This is a genomic window from Agrobacterium sp. 22-3639C2, assembly GCF_053522105.1.
The window spans coordinates 527,669-549,923 of record NZ_JBNWDB010000004.1; the positions used below are offsets into that span (position 1 = coordinate 527,669).

Annotated in this window: 19 protein-coding genes and 1 pseudogene; 9 read left to right on the forward strand and 11 right to left on the reverse strand. The window is 56.2% G+C overall.

Annotated features, from left to right (window positions below; genetic code table 11):
- Window positions 1-9 precede the first annotated feature (9 nt).
- From ACQZ6D_RS19810 to ACQZ6D_RS19835, 6 genes are all read right to left on the reverse strand, one after another.
- Window positions 10-939: an electron transfer flavoprotein subunit alpha/FixB family protein gene (locus ACQZ6D_RS19810; protein ID WP_173995463.1), complete on the reverse strand. Its 930-nt coding sequence runs from the start codon at window positions 937-939 to the stop codon at window positions 10-12.
- A 16-nt stretch (window positions 940-955) separates the two neighbouring features.
- Entirely contained in the window at window positions 956-1,705 is a 750-nt protein-coding gene (locus ACQZ6D_RS19815; protein WP_448730189.1) for an electron transfer flavoprotein subunit beta/FixA family protein, read from the reverse strand.
- A 23-nt stretch (window positions 1,706-1,728) separates the two neighbouring features.
- Window positions 1,729-2,556, reverse strand: coding sequence for an ABC transporter permease (locus tag ACQZ6D_RS19820; protein ID WP_173995465.1), 828 nt, complete (start codon window positions 2,554-2,556; stop codon window positions 1,729-1,731).
- A complete protein-coding gene (locus tag ACQZ6D_RS19825; RefSeq protein ID WP_448730188.1) occupies window positions 2,553-3,830 on the reverse strand; it encodes an ABC transporter permease in 1,278 nt (425 codons plus the stop codon). The genes ACQZ6D_RS19820 and ACQZ6D_RS19825 overlap by 4 nt, the downstream gene beginning before the upstream one ends.
- Before the next feature lie 62 nt (window positions 3,831-3,892).
- A complete protein-coding gene (locus tag ACQZ6D_RS19830) occupies window positions 3,893-4,942 on the reverse strand; it encodes an ABC transporter substrate-binding protein (protein WP_448730272.1) in 1,050 nt (349 codons plus the stop codon).
- A gap of 139 nt (window positions 4,943-5,081) precedes the next feature.
- Window positions 5,082-6,182 carry an ABC transporter ATP-binding protein gene (locus ACQZ6D_RS19835; RefSeq protein WP_173995467.1) on the reverse strand — a complete coding sequence of 367 codons (1,101 nt, stop codon included), beginning with the start codon at window positions 6,180-6,182 and terminating at the stop codon, window positions 5,082-5,084.
- A gap of 437 nt (window positions 6,183-6,619) precedes the next feature.
- On the opposite strand from ACQZ6D_RS19835, the gene ACQZ6D_RS19840 reads away from it, so the two are divergent.
- The 4 genes from ACQZ6D_RS19840 (at window position 6,620) to ACQZ6D_RS19855 (ending at window position 10,740) form a co-directional block, all read left to right on the forward strand.
- Window positions 6,620-7,174 (forward strand): helix-turn-helix domain-containing protein, encoded by a 555-nt coding sequence (locus tag ACQZ6D_RS19840; RefSeq protein WP_284183943.1) that lies wholly within the window; start codon window positions 6,620-6,622, stop codon window positions 7,172-7,174.
- Between the two features lie 124 nt (window positions 7,175-7,298).
- Complete coding sequence (gene purU, locus ACQZ6D_RS19845) at window positions 7,299-8,150, forward strand: formyltetrahydrofolate deformylase (protein WP_309510237.1); 852 nt, start codon at window positions 7,299-7,301, stop codon at window positions 8,148-8,150.
- Between the two features lie 10 nt (window positions 8,151-8,160).
- Window positions 8,161-9,054 (forward strand): bifunctional methylenetetrahydrofolate dehydrogenase/methenyltetrahydrofolate cyclohydrolase FolD, encoded by an 894-nt coding sequence (folD, locus tag ACQZ6D_RS19850; RefSeq protein WP_448730187.1) that lies wholly within the window; start codon window positions 8,161-8,163, stop codon window positions 9,052-9,054.
- A 30-nt stretch (window positions 9,055-9,084) separates the two neighbouring features.
- Complete coding sequence (locus ACQZ6D_RS19855; RefSeq protein ID WP_448730186.1) at window positions 9,085-10,740, forward strand: electron transfer flavoprotein-ubiquinone oxidoreductase; 1,656 nt, start codon at window positions 9,085-9,087, stop codon at window positions 10,738-10,740.
- A 365-nt stretch (window positions 10,741-11,105) separates the two neighbouring features.
- Here ACQZ6D_RS19855 and ACQZ6D_RS19860 read toward each other — a convergent pair.
- Both ACQZ6D_RS19860 and ACQZ6D_RS19865 read right to left on the reverse strand, forming a co-directional pair.
- Window positions 11,106-11,418: pseudogene (locus tag ACQZ6D_RS19860) on the reverse strand (TrbI/VirB10 family protein); the annotation flags it as partial.
- A gap of 152 nt (window positions 11,419-11,570) precedes the next feature.
- Window positions 11,571-12,470, reverse strand: coding sequence for a cupin domain-containing protein (locus ACQZ6D_RS19865; protein WP_448730185.1), 900 nt, complete (start codon window positions 12,468-12,470; stop codon window positions 11,571-11,573).
- Between the two features lie 98 nt (window positions 12,471-12,568).
- Here ACQZ6D_RS19865 and ACQZ6D_RS19870 point away from each other — a divergent pair, with 98 nt between their 5' ends.
- Both ACQZ6D_RS19870 and ACQZ6D_RS19875 read left to right on the forward strand, forming a co-directional pair.
- Window positions 12,569-13,327, forward strand: a complete 759-nt coding sequence (locus ACQZ6D_RS19870; protein WP_448730184.1) for an SDR family oxidoreductase — start codon at window positions 12,569-12,571, stop codon at window positions 13,325-13,327.
- 37 nt (window positions 13,328-13,364) lie between these two features.
- Window positions 13,365-14,309 (forward strand): alpha/beta hydrolase family protein, encoded by a 945-nt coding sequence (locus ACQZ6D_RS19875; RefSeq protein WP_448730183.1) that lies wholly within the window; start codon window positions 13,365-13,367, stop codon window positions 14,307-14,309.
- 341 nt (window positions 14,310-14,650) lie between these two features.
- Here ACQZ6D_RS19875 and ACQZ6D_RS19880 read toward each other — a convergent pair whose 3' ends face one another.
- The 3 genes from ACQZ6D_RS19880 to ACQZ6D_RS19890 are packed head-to-tail and all read right to left on the reverse strand — an operon-like array spanning window position 14,651 to window position 19,067.
- Window positions 14,651-15,769 carry a DUF2218 domain-containing protein gene (locus tag ACQZ6D_RS19880; RefSeq protein ID WP_448730182.1) on the reverse strand — a complete coding sequence of 373 codons (1,119 nt, stop codon included), beginning with the start codon at window positions 15,767-15,769 and terminating at the stop codon, window positions 14,651-14,653.
- 18 nt (window positions 15,770-15,787) lie between these two features.
- Entirely contained in the window at window positions 15,788-16,912 is a 1,125-nt protein-coding gene (locus tag ACQZ6D_RS19885; RefSeq protein WP_448730181.1) for an ABC transporter substrate-binding protein, read from the reverse strand.
- 7 nt (window positions 16,913-16,919) lie between these two features.
- Complete coding sequence (locus ACQZ6D_RS19890; protein WP_448730180.1) at window positions 16,920-19,067, reverse strand: TonB-dependent siderophore receptor; 2,148 nt, start codon at window positions 19,065-19,067, stop codon at window positions 16,920-16,922.
- 163 nt (window positions 19,068-19,230) lie between these two features.
- Here ACQZ6D_RS19890 and ACQZ6D_RS19895 point away from each other — a divergent pair, with 163 nt between their 5' ends.
- The 3 genes from ACQZ6D_RS19895 to ACQZ6D_RS19905 all read left to right on the forward strand — a co-directional run bounded on the left by ACQZ6D_RS19895 (window position 19,231) and on the right by ACQZ6D_RS19905 (window position 21,998).
- Window positions 19,231-19,875, forward strand: a complete 645-nt coding sequence (locus ACQZ6D_RS19895) for a TetR/AcrR family transcriptional regulator (protein WP_448730179.1) — start codon at window positions 19,231-19,233, stop codon at window positions 19,873-19,875.
- Between the two features lie 532 nt (window positions 19,876-20,407).
- Complete coding sequence (locus tag ACQZ6D_RS19900; protein WP_080802563.1) at window positions 20,408-20,815, forward strand: winged helix-turn-helix transcriptional regulator; 408 nt, start codon at window positions 20,408-20,410, stop codon at window positions 20,813-20,815.
- A 115-nt stretch (window positions 20,816-20,930) separates the two neighbouring features.
- Complete coding sequence (locus tag ACQZ6D_RS19905; RefSeq protein ID WP_448730178.1) at window positions 20,931-21,998, forward strand: alkene reductase; 1,068 nt, start codon at window positions 20,931-20,933, stop codon at window positions 21,996-21,998.
- Window positions 21,999-22,255: the final 257 nt, after the last annotated feature.

Sequence of the window (22,255 nt, forward strand, 5' to 3'; positions counted from 1 at the left end):
TCCTCAATTTCAGAGTGCGCGTTGCAGTTCTGGGAGTGCCTCAAACAAGTCAGCCACTAGGCCGTAGTCGGCAACCTGAAAAATCGGAGCCTCTTCGTCCTTGTTAATGGCGACGATGACCTTGGAGTCTTTCATGCCTGCCAAATGCTGGATCGCGCCAGAAATGCCGCAAGCGATGTAAAGGTCAGGTGCGACGACTTTGCCCGTCTGACCGATCTGGAGATCGTTCGGCGCGTATCCGGCATCGACCGCTGCACGCGAGGCACCGACGGCTGCGCCCAGTTTTTCAGCCACAGGAAATATGACTTCCGAGAATTTCTCGGCGGACCCAAGCGCGCGCCCACCGGAGATGATGATCTTGGCCGAGCTGAGCTCCGGAAGATCTGACGAGGATAGAGCATCGCTCACGAAGGTCGAAAGCCCCGGATCTGCCGACGCAGCCAATTGTTTGATGGATGCCGAGCCACCGTCCTCGGTGGATTCGAATGCTGCTGCTCTGACGGTGAGGACCTGTATAGCGTCCGTGGTCTGGATAGTCTGTATGGCATTTCCCGCGTAGATAGGGCGCTTGAAGGTATTAGGTGAGACGACCTCGGTGATCTCGGATATCTGTGCGACATCAAGCAAAGCCGCCACGCGCGGCATGACGTTTTTGCCAACGGACGTCGCGGCCGTAATCAAGGTGCCGTAGGAGGCCGCAAGTCCAACGATCAGGTCGGCGAGTGGCTCAGCAAGATTGTTGGCAAAATGCGGTGCTTCGGCAACCAGCACTTTCGCCACACCAGCGAGCGAGGCTGTGGATTTGGCGACAGTCCCGACATTCTGACCTGCCACGAGGATGTGGATTTCGCCGCCAATCTTACGTGCTGCCGTAAGAGCTTTAGTCGTTTGGTCCGATACGGTTTCGGAATTATGGTCAGCAATCAAGAGTATGGTCATTGTATTGTCTCCCGGCTCAAAAAACGCCAGCTTCTGATTTGAGTTTCTCGACCAGTTCGGCCATCGACTTCACCTTGATGCCTGCTTTGCGGCCACTTGGCTCCTCGGTCTTCAGAACCTTCACGCGTGGGGCGGTGGAGATGCCGAGAGCCGCCGGAGACGTTTTGTCGAGCGGCTTTTTCTTTGCCTTCATGATGTTTGGAAGAGACGCATATCTCGGCTCGTTCAGGCGCAGGTCCGTGGTGACGACGGCGGGAAGCTTGATAGAGATAGTTTGCAAACCACCGTCCACCTCTCGGGTGACAGTTACCCGACCATTTTCGATCACCACCTTGGAGGCGAAAGTGCCTTGCGCACAACCCAGAAGGGCCGCGAGCATTTGTCCGGTCTGATTGCTGTCATCGTCTATCGCTTGCTTGCCGACGATGATCAGTCCCGGCTGTTCTGTCTCAGCAACGGATTTGAGGATTTTCGCAACGGCCAATGGCTCTACGTTGTCATCAGTTTCGACAAGGATTGCTCTGTCAGCGCCCATGGCAAGTGCTGTTCGAAGTGTTTCCTCGGCCTTTGCGGGGCCGATTGAAACGACGACGACTTCCTGTGCAACACCAGCTTCTTTGAGGCGCAGCGCTTCTTCGACCGAGATTTCGTCGAATGGGTTCATCGACATCTTCACATTGGCCAGTTCCACGTCCGACCCATCGGCCTTCACACGGATTTTGACGTTGTAGTCGATTACTCTTTTTACAGGCACGAGGATTTTCATGTTTGTCTCCGAAGTCTAGCGCGTCAGCCCGCGTCAGGGTTTGTGGCTCGCTCCTGGCGAGCCTGAAGTGCGTTTGAAGTCAGCATCAAAGCGCCTGCGACGATAATTAGAAGCGTTGCGACGGCAGTGATGGCGGGACTGATCTGCTCGCGTAGGCCTGACCACATCTGGCGGGGAAGTGTTTTCTGCTCTGCGCCGCTTACGAAGAGGGCAATCACAACGTCGTCGAATGATGTGACGAAGGCAAATATCGCTCCCGCAACCACGCCCGGCATGATGATAGGTAGCATCACCCGACGGAATGCGGTGGTCGGGGACGCCCCGAGACTTGCAGCGGCCCGCATGAGACGGTGATCGAAGCCTGAAAGTGTGGCAGCGACAGTGATCATAACGAAAGGTGCGCCGAGTGCGGTGTGCGAGAGGATAAGCCCGGTCAACGTATTCAGGAGGCCGATGTCGGCATAGAAGTAGAAGATGCCAACCGCGGCCACTACGACAGGGATGACGATCGGCGAGATAATGATCGCCGAAAGTGCCATTTTCCAAGGGCAATCCGGGCGGTTAAGCCCAATTGCAGCGAGTGTCCCAAGGATTGTCGAGAGAAGCGTTGCGAATACCGCCACGATGATGCTGTTGCGAGCAGCCAACTGCCAGTCCGCCGAGGAAAACACGGCCTCATACCAACGCAAAGATAGTCCCGGCATTGGATAGGTGAAGAATGGCTCCGAATTGAACGAAAGCGGAATAATTGCGAGTATCGGTGCCATCAGGAAGAAGAGGACTACGGCGGAGAATGCACGCAGCAACCAGCGAGCACCGTTTGCTTTGGGGCGTAAGGTCGCGGCACTCATGCTTTTGCTCCCGAACGGCGTCCGTAGGCAATAACGAGCGCCGTATAGAACCCAACAACAAGCGCGAGGAGTACGACTGCAAGAGCCGCTGCCATGCCCCAGTTGGAGGATTGATTGACAAAATAGGCGATGAAATAGCTCAGCATCTGATCTTTTGGACCGCCGACAAGAGCCGGGGTGATGTAGTAGCCGAGCGCAAGGATGAATACGAGAAGGGCTCCCGCTCCGACGCCGGGAAGCGTCAACGGTAGGTAGACCCTAAGAAAAGCCTTGTAGGGAGGAGCACCAAGAGATGACGCAGCCCGCCAGTAAGTGCCCGGAATGCCTTTCATCACAGCATGAACTGGAAGCACAACGAATGGCAGGAGAATATGCGTCATTGCAATCAGCACGCCAACGCGGTTGTGGACCAGTTCGATCGGATCGACGATGGCACCGAGATATTTGAGGAGTGAATTAACCACGCCGTTGCTTTGTAGCAGGACCAGCCATGCGGTCGTGCGAACCAGCAGCGAGGTCCAGAAGGGCAGAAGAACGAGCATCATCAGCCAACGTTCCGTCTTCGCATCTGTCGATGCCAGCATGTAGGCGAGGGGGTAACCAATAAGGACGCAAAGTGCGGTGACTGAGAGGCTGATGAAAATAGTTCGCAGGATCACATCAATGTATATTGCATCATCAGCCGCAGTCGTGATGGAGCCATCTGGACCTTTTTTGAGGTCAACTGCTTTCAATAAGTAATAACTGGTCAGAGCGGGCGATCCATCAACGACTGTCTGCCAGGTCTGTGGGTCGCCCCATCGCTCATTGGTGGCGATCAGCCCTTCTTTCGCTTTTTCCGGGTTCACGCTTTCCAGCTCACGAACGGTACGGGTCAGCAGCGTTCTGAAACCGGCGTCGAGATAATTCAGGCGTTTGCCGACTTCCGCTATGCGGTCCCGAGGCGCGGCTTTCAGGTCATTGACGAAGGCACTGAATGTTTTATGCGACGGCAATCCCTGCCGGTCCCAAGCTGCCAGAAGTGGGGCGCTTGTCGCCAGAACAGATGGAACCTCGCGGTTATCCACGGCTCGAACGAGAAGAAGTCCGATAGGCAGCAGAAACGTCACAAGCAGGAATACAAGGAGAGGAGCGATCAGAAGAAGCGCCTTCGCGCTGCCAGCTCTGCGTGATCTGTCCAGTCGTTTTTTTAGCTCAGCATCAGGCACAGCATGTACGTCCTCACGCACGTCTGCTTTATTGTCGAATACCGTGTTTTGCAGGGTTTGAGCCATCGTCTATCTCACCAACTCGCATTGAAGACTCGGCGGAGGCATGCCCCCCGCCGAGAAGCTCGTTATTTCGCAAGCCAGTTGTTGAAGCGCTCCGTCAGCTCTTCGTCGTGGTCTGCCCAGAACTGCGCGGAAATCGAGAACGAGGTTTTCGAATTTTCCGGAGCAGTCGGCAGATTAGGCAGCACGTTGTTATCCACATACTTGGCAGCTTCGATGCTGGATGGTCCGTAAGGGATGTACTTTGTCTGCTCTGCCAGGTTTTTTGGCTTGCTCGCGAAGGCTACGAATTTCTTCGCAAGTTCCAGCTTGGATGTGCCCTTTGGAATTGCCCACATATCCCAATCAAGCGCAGCGCCATCCCAGCCGATCTTGAAGTTCTTACCGCTGGACTTCACCGCGTCGTAGATACGGCCGTTATAAGCAGTGGTAATAGCTACTTCGCCATCAGCAAGGAGTTGAGGAGGCTGTGCGCCAGCGCCCCACCAGACTTTAACGCTCGCTTTGATTTCATCGAGCTTCTTGAACGCGCGATCGACGCCTTCCTTGGTTTCCAGCACCTTGTATACGTCAGCCGGAGCAATACCGTCGGCGATCAACGCAAGTTCAAGTGTGGATTTTGGCGATTTGCGAAGAGAGCGAGCACCCGGGAATTTCTTCACGTCCCAGATGTCGGCGACCGTCTGTGGTCCACCGTTGGGAAACTTTGCAGCGTCATAGGCGAAGATATAGGCAAAAGCGACGTTTCCGATAGCGCATTCAAGTGCGGAGCCTGGGAGGAATTTGTCTTTGCCACCCAAGCTGTCGTAGTCGATTTTCTCGAGCCAACCTTCGTCGCATCCTTGCAAAGCGTGACCAGGTTCGACATCAACGACATCCCAGCTTATTGTGCCGGTTTCGACCATGCCTTTAAGCTTCGCGGTCTCGCCACTCCATTCGTCCGTGACGATGTTCGCACCCGATTCCTTCTTGAAAGGTTCGAAGTATGCTTTGGCCTGGCTCTCCTGATATGCACCGCCCCATGAAGCGATGGTAAGAGTGTCGGCTGCATGCGCAATGCCAGAAGTCCCTGCAAGAAAAGTCGCGAAGATTGCTGCTTTTGTGAATCTGGACATCTTTTTATGTGTCATTTTCATTCCCCTTGGTTGATGTGGTTATTCACATTCCAATCGCGAACTGATGAGAGAGCTCGCTACTGGTATATTCCAGGCCGTAACTCGGTTGAGAAAGGCAAGGATCTAGGGGCGGCGCTGTTCATTGCAGCGCGGCGCAGTCCGTTAGGCTCCAGCTGATGTTGAGCTTTTTGCCCCTTGTCACGCTCGATGAATGCAACGAGCCATTCGGAACCTTGATGACAATGTCGTTGCTGCCGAGGGCGGAAACGCGGACGCGAACATGATCACCGAGGTAGATCACCTCTTCGACAACTGCCGCAGTGGCGTTATCATTGTCATTGTCGTTCTTTGGATCGATGTGAATTCGCTCCGGCCTGATCGACAATGTCGTTCGGTCACCGGGGCGGATAGAAGGCGGGGCCTTGGCTTGGACGATCTGGTCAGCGCCGTCGAGCTTAACCCGGCAAATTGATCCTTCGACGGATTCGACCTTGCCCAGCAGAGCATTGTTGTCGCCGATGAAGCGAGCAACAAAAGGATTGGACGGGTTTTCGTAGATATCCGTCGGCGAACCGAGCTGTTGAACGATGCCGTCGTTGAAGATCGCGATCCGGTCTGACATCGTGAGCGCTTCGCTCTGATCGTGGGTTACATAAACGATCGAAATGCCGAGCTTTTCATGGAGATGTTTAATCTCGAGCTGCATGTGCTCCCGGAGCTGTTTATCGAGCGCACCAAGAGGTTCATCCATTAGGATAAGCGATGGTTTGAAGACGAGTGCCCGAGCCAATGCTATGCGCTGCTGCTGGCCACCCGAAAGTTGGGCCGGACGGCGGTCCGCGAACTGTCCCATCTGCACCATATCGAGTGCTTCCTCGACTTGGTCCTTTTGGTCTGCCTTGCTCACATTTCTCATTTGCAGAGGAAACGCGACATTCTCCGCAACAGACATGTTGGGAAAGAGGGCATAATTCTGAAAAACAACGCCAATGTTCCGGCGGTGTGGGGGAAGTCGTTCGATTGGTTTGCCGTCCAGTACAATTGTTCCTGATGTCGGCATCTCGAACCCGGCGAGCATCATGAGCGATGTCGTTTTGCCAGAACCCGATGGTCCCAACATCGTCAGAAATTCACCCCTTCGAATGTCGAGGTTCAGTCGTTTGACGACGATGTTTTTGCCATCGTAGGTTTTCTCTACGGCATCGAAGCGTACAATATTTCCGTCGTTTTGATGATTCATGAGCACATACCCCGACAGAACAAGGGGTCCGTTTCGAAAGTCATCGGTAGATACAGGTCCGCATTGCGGAGCACACCCCTAGAGGCGTTCCGTCCAGTTTTTTTCAAGTTCCCACTCCGTCTTAGGGCCTGATCTTTTTGCCTCGCGGCGTCAGTGCCAATCTTGTAAAAATCGGATTGTCAAAATAATTCCACAGAAAAAATTTTTTTACAAGCGTGAAAACATGAGCTTGATTTTTCACAAATGAATATTCAGTATCACCATGGAAGCTAAAACTGCTTGTAAAACATCGCGGGAAATTTCATGGAAGGGGATGCCATAAAATTCAGCGACCTCGGCGTCTCTGATAAAAATGCAAGAATTTGGAATTTTGCGCGAGGATCCCCATGCCCCCTAGAAGTTTGCGTAGAGCCGAAGACCTCCCGACCGAGGACGCAGTGCCCGAAAACGAAATCGGCGGACAAATCCGGGAGCTACGGAAGGTCAAAGGATTAACACTTCAACAGGTCGCAGACGCATCTGATATATCCGTCGGGTATCTCAGTCAGATCGAACGCAACCAGACAAAACTACCAATTGGCGTATTGAAGAAGATCAGCAGCACTCTTGGAGTGCACATGAACTGGTTTTTCCATGCGGACGACGTGCCGAGTTCTGAAAGGGACGTGGTTGTCAGATCGCATAATCGCCGCCGGTTTACCTTCACGGGAATCGGAATTGAGGAAGAACTGCTGTCGCCCAATTTGGGAGGCCCATTGGAAATGCTGATGAGTACCATTGAGCCAGGTGCCGATAGCGGCGACTACAGTCATGACGGCGTTGAAGCGGGACTTGTCGTTTCCGGTCGACTGGACTTGTGGGTTTCGGGAACTTTCTTCCAGCTTGAGGAGGGAGACAGTTTCGCGTTCAAGAGCACTGAAATTCATCGCTGCGCAAACTCTGCCGATAAGCCAGCGAAGATCGTGTGGGTGATTACTCCACCACACTACTAGCATAGCAGAGGCCCCGAGAACGTAATGACGCGGGGTCGATAATCATCACAACGCGTTTTGTCACTTCGCTTCGGCGGAGCGTAGACGACTGCGCGTGTCAAATGGCTATAAAAGGGGAAAACTAATGCCATCAAATTTCATTCTCACCCTCAACTGCGAAGACAAGGTGGGCATCGTTGCAGCTGTCACGACCGAACTCGCAGCTATTGGTGCCAACATCGCTGAAAGCAACCAATACTGGGACAGGAATTCCAACCGGTTTTTTATGCGGCTAGCATTCACGACATCGGACGAGAAAAAAAGAGACGATGTCGAACGTACATTGAAATCTGTGACCGACCGGTTCGAAATGAAGACGAAACTGGTCGATATCAGCCGCAAACCCAAACTTATAATTATGGTGTCCAGGTTCGACCATGCGATGCTTCACCTGTTGTATCAAATCCGTGTCGGCTGGCTGAATGCCGAAGTGGTCGCAATCGTTTCAAACCACGACGACAGCGCTGCGACCGCAAAGCTCGAAGGCATTCCATTTTATTGCTGGAAGGTGACGAAGGAAAACAAGGCAGAACAGGAGGAACGCCTGATCGCTTTGACCGCCGAAACGGGAGCCGACTTGGTCATCCTCGCCCGTTACATGCAAGTGCTATCCGATAACCTTTCCACGCGGCTTTTCGGGAAGATCATCAACATTCATCACTCGTTCCTGCCGTCGTTCAAGGGCGCGAAACCATATCATCAGGCCTTTGATCGTGGCGTTAAGATTATCGGTGCCACGTCGCATTACGTGACACCCGACCTGGATGAAGGCCCGATCATTGAACAGGAAACCGAGCGCGTGACGCATGCCATGTCCGCTGAAGATTTCGTCGCTACGGGCCGAGACATTGAAAGCCGGGTGCTGGCGCGCGCCGTCAAAATGCATTCCGAATGCCGCGTCATGCTCAACGGTCACAAGACCGTTGTTTTCAGTTAAGGCCGTAAAAATGGATAGGTTTCCAAATATACTCTCGGGCAAAGCCGTCGCGGACGACGTTCTGGAACAGGTGAAGAAGGAAACCAAGCTACTCGAGGAGCATGGTATCAAGCCCGGGCTGGCTGTCGTTATCGTCGGCAGCGATCCTGCAAGCCAAGTTTACGTGAGCTCGAAAGGAAAGAAAGCCGAGGAATGTGGATTCATGTCGATCAAGCATGAACTGCCGGAACACACCAGCGAATCCGACCTTCTGTCGCTGATTGAGACATTGAATGGCTATCCCGCCGTTCACGGCATTCTCGTTCAGCTACCTCTGCCCAAACACATCGATGCCGATAATGTTGTCCAAGCTATCTCACCGGATAAAGACGTCGATGGCTTTCACCACCTCAACGTTGGGAAGTTAAGTGCCGGGGCAACCAATGATGCTTTCGTTCCATGCACACCGGCCGGCTCGATGATCCTCATCCAAAAAGTCCTTGGCGATGACTTGTCGGGACTGAATGCTGTTGTCATCGGCCGTTCTAATATTGTTGGAAAGCCGATGGCAAATTTGCTGCTTGCGGCAAACGCAACGGTGACGATAGCTCACAGCAAAACGGATAACCTTCCGGGCGTGTGTCGTCAGGCGGATATCGTTGTTGCAGCCGTGGGACGTCCCATGATGGTGAAGTCTGATTGGATAAAACCTGGCGCTCTGGTGATTGACGTAGGCATCAACAGAATTTCAGACGGGACGAAGTCTCGGCTGGTCGGAGATGTGGACTTCACGCAGGTTCTAGAAATTGCCGGGACCATTACCCCGGTGCCTGGCGGAGTGGGGCCAATGACCATTGCGATGCTCATGGCCAATACTTTGAACGCGGCGTGCGCAGCCAACGGTCTGCCTCGCCCCAAATTCTGAGCCTGAACAGGTTGCGCCTGGAGTATGACGATGAGTGACGAACATGAACGCGAATCGATGGAATTTGACGTTGTTATCGTCGGCGCTGGACCTGCGGGTCTATCTGCGGCGATACGGCTGAAACAGGTCAATCCGGACCTTTCCGTCGTGGTTTTGGAAAAGGGTGCCGAAGTCGGCGCGCATATTCTGTCCGGTGCCGTTGTCGATCCTATCGGCATCGACCGCCTGCTGCCAGGCTGGCGTGAAGAGGAGGGGCATCCCTTCAAGACCGAAGTGAAGGACGACCAGTTCCTGCTGCTCGGCCCGGCTGGGTCCATCCGTCTTCCAAATTTCCTGATGCCGCCACTGATGAGCAACCACGGCAATTATATCGTCTCTCTCGGCCTGGTCTGTCGGTGGTTGGCGGAAAAAGCCGAAGCGCTTGGCGTTGAAATCTATCCCGGCTTTGCGGCAACCGAAGTGCTTTATAACGACGAAGGTGCCGTCATCGGCGTCGCGACCGGCGACATGGGCGTTGAGCGGAACGGAGAGCCGGGACCGGCCTTCACACGCGGTATGGAACTGCATGGCAAATATGTGCTGATCAGCGAGGGTGTGCGTGGATCGCTGGCGAAACAGCTCATCCAAAAATTCGATCTCTCCAAGGACAGCGATGTCCAGAAATACGGCATCGGCATCAAGGAGCTCTGGCAGGTCAAGCCGGAAAAGCACCGGCCCGGCCTCGTGCAGCACTCCTTCGGCTGGCCGCTGGGCATGAAAACCGGGGGCGGGTCGTTCCTCTATCATCTCGAAGACAACCTCGTTGCCGTCGGCTTCGTGGTGCATCTGAACTACAAGAGCCCCTATCTCTATCCGTTCGAAGAGTTCCAGCGTTACAAGACGCATCCGGCCATTCGGGACACTTTTGAGGGCGGCAAACGCCTGTCCTATGGCGCGCGTGCCATTACCGAGGGCGGATATCAGTCCGTGCCGAAGCTGACCTTCCCCGGCGGTGCGCTGATCGGCTGTTCCGCCGGTTTCGTCAACGTGCCACGCATCAAGGGCAGCCACAATGCGGTGCTATCCGGCCTGATGGCGGCGGATAGGATTGCCGATGCCTTAGCAGCCGGTCGCGCCAATGATGAGGTGATCGAGATCGAAAATGAGTGGCGCGACAGCGACATCGGCAAGGATCTCAAGCGCGTGCGCAACGTCAAGCCGCTATGGTCGAGGCTCGGCACTGCCATCGGCGTCGGTCTAGGTGGCCTGGATATGTGGACCAACCAACTTCTCGGCTTCTCTATTTTCGGCACGCTGAAACACGGCAAGACGGATGCGGAAAGCCTGGAGCCCGCCAAGTTCCACAAGCCGATTGCCTATCCGAAGCCCGACGGCGTGCTCACCTTCGACCGCCTGTCTTCCGTCTTCATCTCCTCTACCAACCACGAGGAAGACCAGCCGGTGCACCTGCAGGTCAAGGACATGGATTTGCAGAAACGCTCCGAACACGATGTCTATGCCGGTCCTTCGACACGCTACTGTCCGGCCGGTGTGTATGAGTGGGTGGAAAAGGACGGCGAAGAGGTTTACGTCATCAATGCGCAAAACTGCGTCCACTGCAAAACCTGCGACATCAAGGACCCCAACCAGAACATCAACTGGGTGCCGCCGCAGGGCGGTGAAGGCCCGGTTTATTCCAATATGTGATGGTGTTGAGCTGCCAAAAGAAACTGCATAAATGTCACAACACCCAAACGAGGGCTTGAGTGCCGATTTCTAACTCCCGGCGTCTCGTCGCTATTTCTGGCGGCTACAGAGCTTTCATTTGTTGGCAGACCGTCGAGCGAACGCCTTGACCCAGTACTTAGGAAAGCCGCAAAGTTTTCGCCTGAAATGATCTACGCTCTGGCATCTGTTTCCCCACTAGTCTAATTTTCGGCCCGGAAACGAAGCTCACTATAGCGGGCAATCAAAGATAAACTAGGTCCGAGTGTTAAGGTGACGGTGCCACCATTCGCGGAGAAAACTACGCACTGCTGGGGCCACCGCTTCGCGAAAATGTGCCCGAAAAGTTACCGATAGGCACCAGGAAATATAATGTCTTGATCGACGAGGATATTGAACTTGTAGCCGGGCGAATTTCCAGCGTCGGCTGAACATCAATATTCCGTTGTATAGTCCGGTCCGCAACCCGCCGAACGTTTCCGCGAAATTCCGCCGCGCCGCATCCGAGGCCGTGTCCTGGGTCGCGAGCGTCGAGCTTTGCGGGACAGCCATATCGATACCCGTCCCGATTAGGGCAATCAGCACGGCTGAGCCGACGGTTTTCAAATAATGATTGTTCACCTTGTCGCTGAAACCGCCATATCCTTGCGCGTCCGTCGCTTCAGCTTCTCGGCAATGGCATTCAGAATCATTGTTATGCTCCACTACATTGGGAGCGGAAATTTCTCCGGTAATCGTCAACACGCGGTTAACCAAGAAAATTTGCGACAGGGCCGCTGGCCGCCTATATCGGCGGGTAAGGTTCGGAAGCGTTAAGCCGCAGCAACTGACCGCGAATAGACGCCGGGCGGCATTCCCACATGCCGATTGAAGGCGACGCTGAAAGCGCTGGTCGATCCATAGCCGACGCGCTCGGCAATGTCCGCTATGGGTATATCCTCGCGGAGGAACTCCTTTGCCAGTGCCATACGCCATCCCGTCGCGTATTCCATCGGTGCTACACCAACTTCCTTGCGGAAACGATCGAAGAAGGTCGAGCGAGACATGGCAGCCTCCTGAGCAAGCGTCTCCACCGTCATGCTACGACCCGGATCTGCGTGTATCCGGCGCAAGGTCGGCGCCAGCAGCGGATCGGCCATGCCACGCAGGAGACCCGGCGGTGCCTTGGCGCTTGCTGCCGATCGTAACGCGTCGATGAACAACACATCGAGCAATCGGTGGAGGACCATTTCGCGCGCGGCACGATCAGCCCTCCTCTCCTCGTTGATCATTCGGACGAGAGCGATCAGTCGCTCTTCACCATGAACATGGATGACTTCCGGCAGCAGAGATACGAGAAGGGCTTTGTCATCCGAGCCGAAAGTGCAATGCCCGACCAGTGCCTTGATCTCCGCCGGCGCTTCCGGGTCGCCCAGGCGAAAGACACCGGGGCTGGTTTCCAGACGTTGGGGAAGTGCGCCGCGTGGTGGCGGCTCCATGCTGCTCATCGTGAATGAGAAGATCTTTGGGACCAGGACGAAGTCACCGTCAGTGAGCACCATTGGCTCACGACCGGCAATCGTCATCAGGCAACGGCCCTCGACCACGGCGCAGTAGAAGGGGCTTCCGACCTCCGTACGCTCAACGAGCCACCGACCGCCGCCCGTCACCAGCTTTGATATCGACGGGCTCGGCTTCAACAAGGAAACAACTTCGGCAACCGGATCGGTCATCAATTCGGACTTTCGCTAAACAATCTCGGACATGCGCATATAGCAGGTCCGGTTGATCAGGTCCATCTTCAGCCTTGTTAAATGTCAGGAGACGGAACATGCCAAAGATCCTCATCACCGGTTGCTCGTCCGGTTTCGGCCTCGCCATCGCACAAAAATTCTTGAACACCGGGTGTGACGTCGTCGCAACCATGCGCACGCCGCGAAGCGACCTTCTTCCTTCGAACGACAGGCTCGAAATCTTGCAGCTGGATGTCACCAGCGCGGACAGCATTGCTGAGGCGGTCGAAACCGCCGGCACGATCGATGCTCTGGTCAACAATGCCGGGGTCGGCATGCTCAATGTGCTTGAAGGCACAGAGATGTCGAATATCCGCGAACTGTTCGAGACAAACGTCTTCGGTGCGATGGCGATGTCAAAAGCTGTCCTTCCGCAGATGCGGTCCCGTCGCTCAGGCGTCATCGTTAACGTCAGCTCGGCCGTCACGATAAGGCCGTTGCCCGCGCTTTCGGTTTACAGCGCCAGCAAGGCAGCGCTCAATGCCTTCACGGAGAGCCTCGCGCTCGAGGCGGCGCTGTTCGGCATCCGCGCTAAACTCGTCCTACCTGGCTCTGCACCGACGACCGGCTTCGGCAAGAATGCTGTCTCGCGCATGGGCATGGAAATCCCCGAGCCTTACCAAGCCTTCGTCCAAGACTACCTGACGAAGTTGAGATCCGGGACTGAAGTCACGACGCCGGATGAGGTCGCAGAGGCTGTCTGGAGGTCTGTGACAGAGAGCGATGCGCCAATGAAGATCCCGGCCGGAGCGGACGCGGAAACCTCATATCGCGAAGCCGGTCATTCGCTCGCCTAACATCATCACCCAAATCAACCTTTGAAGGTCCAGACCCATGAATAATCTGATCAATCTCGCAATGCATATTCCGACACCTGAGGCCGCTCCCACCGTAGCCTACACGCCGATCCGTCTTTCGATGCACGGCCGCCAGCCATTGGAACTGCGTCTGACCGCCCCCGCTACGGGAGCCAAGCTTCCGATCGTGCTGCTGTCGCATGGCTACGGCCCATCCAACTACATTCCGTCAAAGGACGGCTACGCTCCTCTAGTCCAGTTTTGGGCCGAGAGAGGGTTCGTGGTGATCCAGCCGACGCATGCGAGTTCTCGCGTCGGTGGCCTGCCGTCAAATTCATCCGGCACGCCATTCTTCTGGCGCGAGCGTGTCAATGAGATGAAGGCGATCCTTGGCCAGTTGGCCGAAATTGAACGGGAGGCGCCAGCCGTTGCTGGCCGGATGGATCATTCACGCATCGGCGCGGTCGGTCATTCCTTTGGCGGCCACACCGTTGGGCTCCTGCTCGGCGCGCAGGTGGATGGTGAGGATTTTTCCGATCCAAGAATCTCGGCCGGCGTTCTCCTGACGACACCGGGCCGCGGCGGCAAGGACATGACGCCTGAGAGTGCTGCCCGATTTCCGTTTTTCGACGTCGATTTCTCGACGCTCTCGACACGCAGCCTCGTCGTTTGCGGTGATATGGACAATCCGCATTTTACAACCCGCGGTCCTGAGTGGCATGCAGATGCATTCCACGATGCACCGGGCGCTAAAGAAATGCTGATGATGCACGGGGTCGGGCATGGTCTTGGCGGCATTGCAGCTCTCGACGCAAAGGAAACAGACACTGAAGCACCAGACGTACTGGAAGCGACCCGACGTCTTACGCTCGCCTGGCTTCAGACCGCGCTCGGCGCGGACAAGGGCGCTTGGCCGAGAGCTTGCCTCGCACTTAAGGGTGAGGTCGCAACGCTTGCGGCGGTCAGAGAGAAGCAGATCTAGACCTGGGGGCGATTGTCTTAGGCATCGTCGGGACTGATCTTGCTATGTCCGCTTTTACCGAGATCGCTCGCGATATTGGTGGCGACCACTTCAACGCAGGCGACCCTCGCGGCTTACGTCGCGGGCACGCGGTTGGGGGCTACTCGCCCGTACCTGTTGATCTGGTCGCTCTTACAGATCCGCGCTGTTCATGGTTCCACCGCCGCCGCGCATCGAGTATTTCCATGACAGGCGATTACGCCGCACTACCAATCCACGTACGTTAAATCAATCAATAATTCAGTTAGCTATTTGGCAGGTCGCAGGTTCGATTCCGCTCAAGAGCAAACTCATTCTCTTCACTAAGGCAGATAGGCATCGCCGCCCCTGGCGATGATGTCATCTTCGCTGAGGGAACGGTGCCAGTGCGAATAGAGCACAAAGCGGTCACGCGGAAGCCCCACTTCCTTCTTCAGGTGACGATGAATGGCACTGAAGGCTTTGTGTTCGCATCCACCCCAGAAGAAGACGCTCTTTCTACATGTCGGCCATCGAATGGAGCCAATTGCGTCCTGAAGCAGCGTCGTTGTCCCTGCACCCTTTCCGTTGCGATACAACCATTGGATCGAAACGCCGCTGGAAGAGCAGAGCGGCAGTTCGTCGGCGGGCGTATCGATTTCAATAAAGGCATGGCCGGCTGCCGTCGCCGGTAGATATTCGAGAATTCTGGCAATGCCGGGCAATGCAGTCTCGTCGCCGGCGAGAACGTAGAAGTCGGCCGGCCCCGGGCCATTCGCAGCAGGGCCCAGAATGCCGACGACATCGCCTGCCCGTGCATCCATCGCCCACACGGTCGCGGGGCCGGGATTGGCATGGAGCGCGAAATCGATTGTGATTGTCTGTCTTGCCGTGTCGATGAAGCGGATCGTATAGACGCGCGTCGGAACCGCAGTATTGTCCGGCCAGACGACATGCCCACGATGGTCGAGTAGCGGCCAGCGTGGCGCGGCCATGTCGCGTGGCTGGAAAATAAGACGACAGTGGAGCTGGTCTTTCCGGTCGTAACGTTCGAGGTTCTCGCCCTCGAAAACGATCCTGCGAAAGCCGTGCGACAGGTCCTCAATGGTCTGCACCCGCAAGATGCGCAGATCGTCGGGCAAGGCTGGATCCGCATGATCGCCTTCCCATTGAATATCGAGATTTTCACGGGCGGCGATAAAACCGATCGGCCCGGCCAAAGCATGTTTCAGCCGGTTCAGGCCGCCGGGATCGGAAGCTTCCGCCGTCAACCGAAAACCGTTTCCGGTAGCCTCGAATGTGGCGTCGCCAAATGGCGAATGGATATGATGAATGCCACCTGCCGTCTTAACGGTCATGTCGTGAGTTGCAATCGATTCAACAATCGGTTCGATATAGTCGTTGATCTTTTCAAACTGGACTGCGGCATGTGCGCGGTATCGGTTGTTGCTGGTCGATGGCATCGTGCGTGGCTCCGTGTCTCAGATCGCCGCCCACAGCGGTCCCTTTATGGGAAAGGCTGCAAAGTCGCGATTGATGGTGTCGAGAATGGCGGTTGGATCGACATCGGCACATCGATCCGGATGCAGCCATCTGGCTGCCTGGGCGATAAACACCACGTTGAGGGGCATGTTGGTAATCAAGCCGGTCCAAATCCCGTAAACACGCTTTGAACGAACGCTCGGCAGATTCTCGAAACTCGGGCGGCCCTCAATCAGATGCTGCAACCCCCGTCGACCCTCTTCGGCGTCGATTCCAGGGCCGATGGACGGCCGACCGCCAGAAGCCCAGCCGCCACCGGATGCGATGTAGACCTCATGCGGTGTGGCGAGAAGATATTCGAGCGACAGTTTCTCAAACCAAGGCGCGAGCACGCCAGGAAGCGGTTGACCACCGGCCAGCGCCAGCAATTCGCCCCAGTTCTTTCTGCCCGCCGCCCAGCAGCAGTCGTCGAGCGTCGACTGGACCTCCAGATAGGTCGTGACGGGCTTCGCACCGGAAACGCGCGTCGCAATGTCCGCCAGTTCCTGCTCGACAAAGGCGATGTAAGCCTCGGCTTTGTTTGAAGCACCCAGAAGTGTTCCCCACATGCGCATAGATGCTTTCATCGCGTCAACCGGGCCGCTTGCCCGCGCCTCATCGTCCGCGTTTGAGGAGGCGTCGCTGAATACCACCGGAATGCCGATCTCCTGCAGCCTCTGCAGCAGGGGATTCTCATCACTCAGCGGTGTCATGAAGGCTGTGGTCACGATCAGGTCAGGAGACAGGGCGATCAGCCCTTCAAGGGAAAGCGTGTCCGGGCTCAGCGTCCCGACCGTGCTGACGGAATGGCCGTTCAGCAGGATCGTCTGCAATTCACCGCTGTCGAGCCGATCGACGGCGGCCCAACCCACGACTAGCGAAGCAGGATCGCGATGCAGGAGCGACATCGTGAGCAGGTCATGCGCCTCCAGCAGAACGATCCTTTTCGGCAGGGCAGGGAGGTGCACCTTGCGCCCCGCCATATCCCTCACGGTAACCGGCTGCTCGGCTCCAGCGGGCTGAATGCCGGAAAGGATGCCGGCTGCCGCAAAGGAGATGCAAAAGCCTCGTCTCGTTATGATCACGACGACATCACCATTTGTACCTGAGGCCGGCGAGCACCGTGCGGCCGTTGCCATATTGGCAATAATACTCGGAACTGCAGGAGGAGTAATAATCCTTGTCGAGCAGGTTGGTGACGTTCAGTGTCGCCTGCAGCCCCTTGAGTCTCGGGTTCGTTGCTCCAAAATCATAGCGAAGTGCGGCGTCAAGCAGGGTGTAGCCATCGGCTTTCACCGTGTTGGTGTCGTTACTATAGCTGGAGCCGACGAAACGCATTCCTCCACCGATGCTTAAGCCCTCCAGCGCACCGGAATCGACTGTGTAGTTCGCCCAGAGAGAACCGTAGTAGCGTGGTACGGCCTGCGGCCGGTTGCCTACGATGGATGTGATGCCGGAATCGGAGACTTCCGTATCGAGCAGGGAAACCGCAGCGATCAGTTCGAGATTGCTGGTGAGGTTTCCCCTCGCCTCGAACTCCAGCCCGCGGGAGTGGATCTCACCCTGTTGTTCATTGAAGCCTGATGAGGAGTTGTAATAGACCACATTCTGCTGGCGAATATCGAAAGCGGAGAGCGTGAAGATCGCGTCCAGCTCTGCTGGTTGATACTTGATGCCCGCCTCATACTGCTGCGCTTCCGTCGGCTTCAACGGGCTGCCATTAGCGCCGACGCTGGTGGAGGGTTCGAACGAGGTGGAGTAGCTGACATAGGGCGCTATACCGTTATCGAAAAGGTAAAGCAGGCCGGCGCGATAGCTTGTTGCGCTGTCGGATCGTTTCAACGATGTTCCGGAGAGGAGATTGTCAGTATCCTGACGGGCCCAATCGTGTCGCACTCCGAAAACACCGCGCAGCCCGCCAATCTCGATCTGATCCTGGAGATAGATGCCTGTCTGGCGAAGCGACTGATCATTGTCGATCGCCGTCATGAACGGACCGACCGGTCGGCCGTAGACCGGGTTTGCCACATCAAGCGGCGTCGCTCCGCCCAGCAGATATTCCCAGCTACTGCTTGAGCGCTGAATGTCGAGGCCGGCAAGAAGCGTATGACCGATGGCGCTAGTTTCGAACTTGAATTCAGCCTGGTTGTCGAAGGAAAAGCCTTGGGCGTCCTCGATGGAATGGACGGCCCAGCGGGGAATAATACCCGTCGCGGACATTGGCCCGTTCATCTGCAGCGAACGCATATCGCTGTCCACGCCGGAATACCGGAAGTTGGAGCGGATAGTCACCTGGTCATCAAGCCGGTGCTCGAATTCGTAACCTGCACCATACTGGGTGCGCCTGAAAGCGTCATAATTCGGATCCCCGACATTGAGGTCCCGACTGAGGAAACCGGCATAGCCTGCTGGCGCTAGAAACCGCGGATAAAGTGAGTTGAAATAGCCCCCTTCCGGATCGCGCTGATAATAGCCTGAAACAACGAGCGAGGTATCCTCGTCCGGCTGCCACTTGAGGGACGGCGCAATGCCGAGACGCTTTTCATCCACATCGTCATAACGTGTTCCGGAGGAGCGGCCAACAATACCGATGCCGTATTGACATGTTCCATCCGTGGTGATCGCACCGGTGGAATAAAGACCGCTCTGAACCCTTCCATCGGTCCCGACTTCAAGCCTGGCCTCGTTTGACTGCACACTTGATGGCTTGCGGCTGACCTGATTGACAAGGCCGCCGGGGCTTACCTGGCCATAAAGAAGCGCTGCCGGTCCCTTCAGGACGTCGATGCGCTCAAGGAAAAAAGGATCAATCGAGGGTGTTGCAAAGGCCTGACCACGTTGAAGTTTCAAGCCATCCAGATAATTCACATAATTTGTGGCCGTGCCAAATGCGCCGAAGCCGCGCAAAAATACAGAATCGTAACGCGAATTCGAGTCCCGATCAGACAAAACACCGGCTGTGTAGCGCAGCGCTTCACCGACCGTTTGCGGGTTCTGGTCGTCGATCTGATTGCGCGTTATGACCGTAACGGATTGCGGCGTTTCGACTACAGGTGTTCCGGTCTTCGTTGCCGACCGAGTGGACTTGGCGACGATCGCCGCGGATGTTCCAGCCGCCCCAGCATTGCCGTGGACGACGATTGTTTCCAATTGTGTGGCCTGCTCCTGCGCCAGGGCATGGGTCGCCAACAGAAAAGTTGTGGCTGTCAGAGTGTTTTTAAAGGAAAGACCTTGCTTCACGAATTCGCCCCCATGGTCGAAGCTTGGGAAATCTGCTAGAGTGAATAAATCAAACGGGACTGTCCTGTCCAGTTAATATGAAAGTGTTGGTCAACTTTTATGTTGGCAATCCTGCTGGACGTCTTCAAACAGGGCAAGCGCGGGCGAGTGCGGAGGAAATCTGGTGTCAGAAAGAACAAACGCGACGGCGCGGGTCGGTCGTCCCTTGAAGGCGGAACAGAACGCCGCAGCCGAACGGATAATCGACGCTGCGACCACGCTCTTTGCCACGCGCGGCTTTGCCGGCACCTCCATGGAGCAGGTCGCGTCGCAGTGCGGGGCAGGCAAGGATACTGTTTATCGCCGCTTCCCCTCAAAAGTCGCCCTGTTCGAAGCGGTGGTGGAACACGCACACGCCCGAGCGGTGGCGCGGCTGAGAGACTTACCGATGGTACAGGGCAACGCTCTTGAGCGCCTGCGGGCCCTGATGCGCGAATTGCTGCATATCAACATGGAACCGAACCTCATTGCACTGAAGCGTATCACTTTCAGTGAAGCGGTCGTGTTCGAAAAGAAAAGACCGATCCCGCCGCAGCCCGATCCGATCATGAACCGGCTCGTCGATGCTGTACAGACGGCGCAGGATGCGGGCATGGTTGCGACCGGGGATGTGAGCCTGATCGCCAGCCATCTCATCCACTGTCTTGTCGCAATGCCCACCTCATCCGCGATGATGGGCAGCGCCGAATTTGATACAAGACAGTCTGTCGATCTCCATTTCGACAGGACCTGGAAGTGGCTCTACCAAGGAATATCGGCAGACAGCTAACGGCAGGGGCGACCATTTTTGTGGAGGGTTCTGTAGTTTGAAATCGAGCGCGCTGTCGCAAATCTTCCAAAGCCTGGTACCCGCCTCGTCTGGCGCTCCGTGCCTCTTTGTGATGCCACGATCCAACTGCGAATGACTTGGATGTTCCGAGCTGGCTCCTTCAGAACTGTCGATAAATGAACGCTATCTCAGTTTGGATATTGGAACGGGTCATTTGGTCCCAGACCCAAATCAGTCGTGCGGTGAAGCCAAGATCTTGGTTAGCATACGTATCTCGTACTGAGGGAATTTCGTAATAACGGGGTCGCTGGTTCGTGTCCTTTCAAGAGCACGATGCTGGCAGCGCGGTTTTGATGGCCCACTCGCGGCCCGCACGCAATGATCGCTTCGCACCCCACATCCGGCCATTTTGAGTCTGCTGCACCCGGCTGAAGTTTGTGTTGAGGAAGCGCCTCGGGAAATACAAGTATACATGGGCTACCTGTGCGCATAAAGATATCGACATGGATGGATTGTGAAGGTGCGTATCGTCATGGAATTAGATCCGATTTGCTTCTCCTCGGACTGCGCCAGCAGGACACTCTTCGATCAGATCGCCGACAAGTGGTCCATGATGGTTCTGGCGGTTCTGTCGGACGGACCTCATCGGTTCAACCTCATCCGTAAGCGTCTGGAGGGCGTGAGCCAGAAGGCTCTGACACAGTGTCTCCGCAAACTGGAACGCAACGGCCTCATCACTCGTCGCATCGTGTCCGTATCGCCGGTGGCTGTGGAGTATGAGATCACCAAGCTGGGCCAAACACTGCAAAAGCCGTTCGGCGAGCTTCACCGGTGGACGCTGGACAAGCTGCCGGAGGTCAATGCAGCGCGAGAAGCCTTCGACGCCCGACGATCAGATGACGGTTTCAGCGGTATTCAGCTGGGAAAACGGGCTGATTGAGCCCAACCAAGACGGCGACCAGGTATCCTCAGGCCTACCAAGGCGATTTAAGGTGCCTGATTGACAGCAAGTCTACAACGTATACCTAGGCGTCCAGATCAACTGGAGCGTCAAAATGACTGAGTTAAAACTGCTGACCCCGCTGAAGACCGAGATGTTCGAATTCAAGAACCGCGTCTTCATGGCCCCGATGACAAGAGCGCGGTCACCAGACCATGTGGCGAACGAGCTCACTGCAACCTACTACGCCCAACGCGCCACCGCTGGCCTGATCATCTCAGAGGGGACTCAGATCAGCGACCAGGCGATCGGCTGGACGAATACGCCGGGAATCCACACGGCCGAGCAGATCGAGGGATGGCGAAAGGTCACCCGGGCCGTGCACAACGCCGGGGGCCTCATCTTCGCCCAACTCTGGCATACCGGCCGCGCTTCTCATCCAGACTTCCATGGCGGAGCCTTGCCTGTCGCACCTTCGGCTGTGCCCTTCAATAGCCAGGCTTTCACGCCCGAGGGGCCAAAGCCGACCGTCACCCCCCGGGCCCTCACCCTCGACGAGATCCACAGTACGATTCAGGACTACGAGGCCGCCGCGCGTGCGGCCAAGGCCGCTGGTTTCGATGGGGTTGAGGTGCATGGCGCCAACGGCTATCTGCCGGCCCAATTCCTCGAGGACGGTTCCAACAAGAGAACGGACGCCTATGGCGGCCCTGTAGAAAACCGCGCCCGCTTCCTGCTCGAAGCAACCGACGCCGCAATCCGGGTATTTGGGGCTTCCCGTGTTTCGGTCAGGCTCTCGCCCCGGATACCCTACAACGACATGGGCGATAGCGACCTGGAGGGCACCTATATGTTCGCCGTCGAAGCTCTCGAAACGAGGAAGGTGGGCATTCTTCACTTCATGGAGTCGGCGCAGCTTCCCGAGGGTCTCAAGCTGCTGGCGCCCGAGGCGAGAAAGCGGTTCTCCGGCTTGTTTGTCGTAAACGTTGGATATGACCGAGAAAGTGGCGAGCGGGCGATAGCAAGCAATCTGGCGGACGCAGTGACGTTCGGAACTCTCTTCATTAGCAACCCGGACCTGCCCGAACGCTTCCGTCAAAATGCCGCATTGGCGCCGTCCGACCCGTCCAGCTACTACGTGGGCGACGAGCGAGGCTATACCGACTACCCACCCCTCGGCTGAAGCATGTCAGGCTAGGCTTCATCTGCTGTCCCGTCGCTCACTCCATTACGGACAGAGTGGCGGGATCGTCGTGAGAGCAGTTCCTGATGGGTCTAGATCGTAACGAGCGGCTGCGAAGTAGTTCAACCGTTCCTGGGCGATAGAGGTGGAGGATGGGGCGATGGCAGCCCGGAGGCCATGAATGGTTCGCTCGACGTTTTTTGCAAGTGCGCCCTCAGTTTGGGCAAGGCCATTTCAGTGACCATCGACGCCGATGC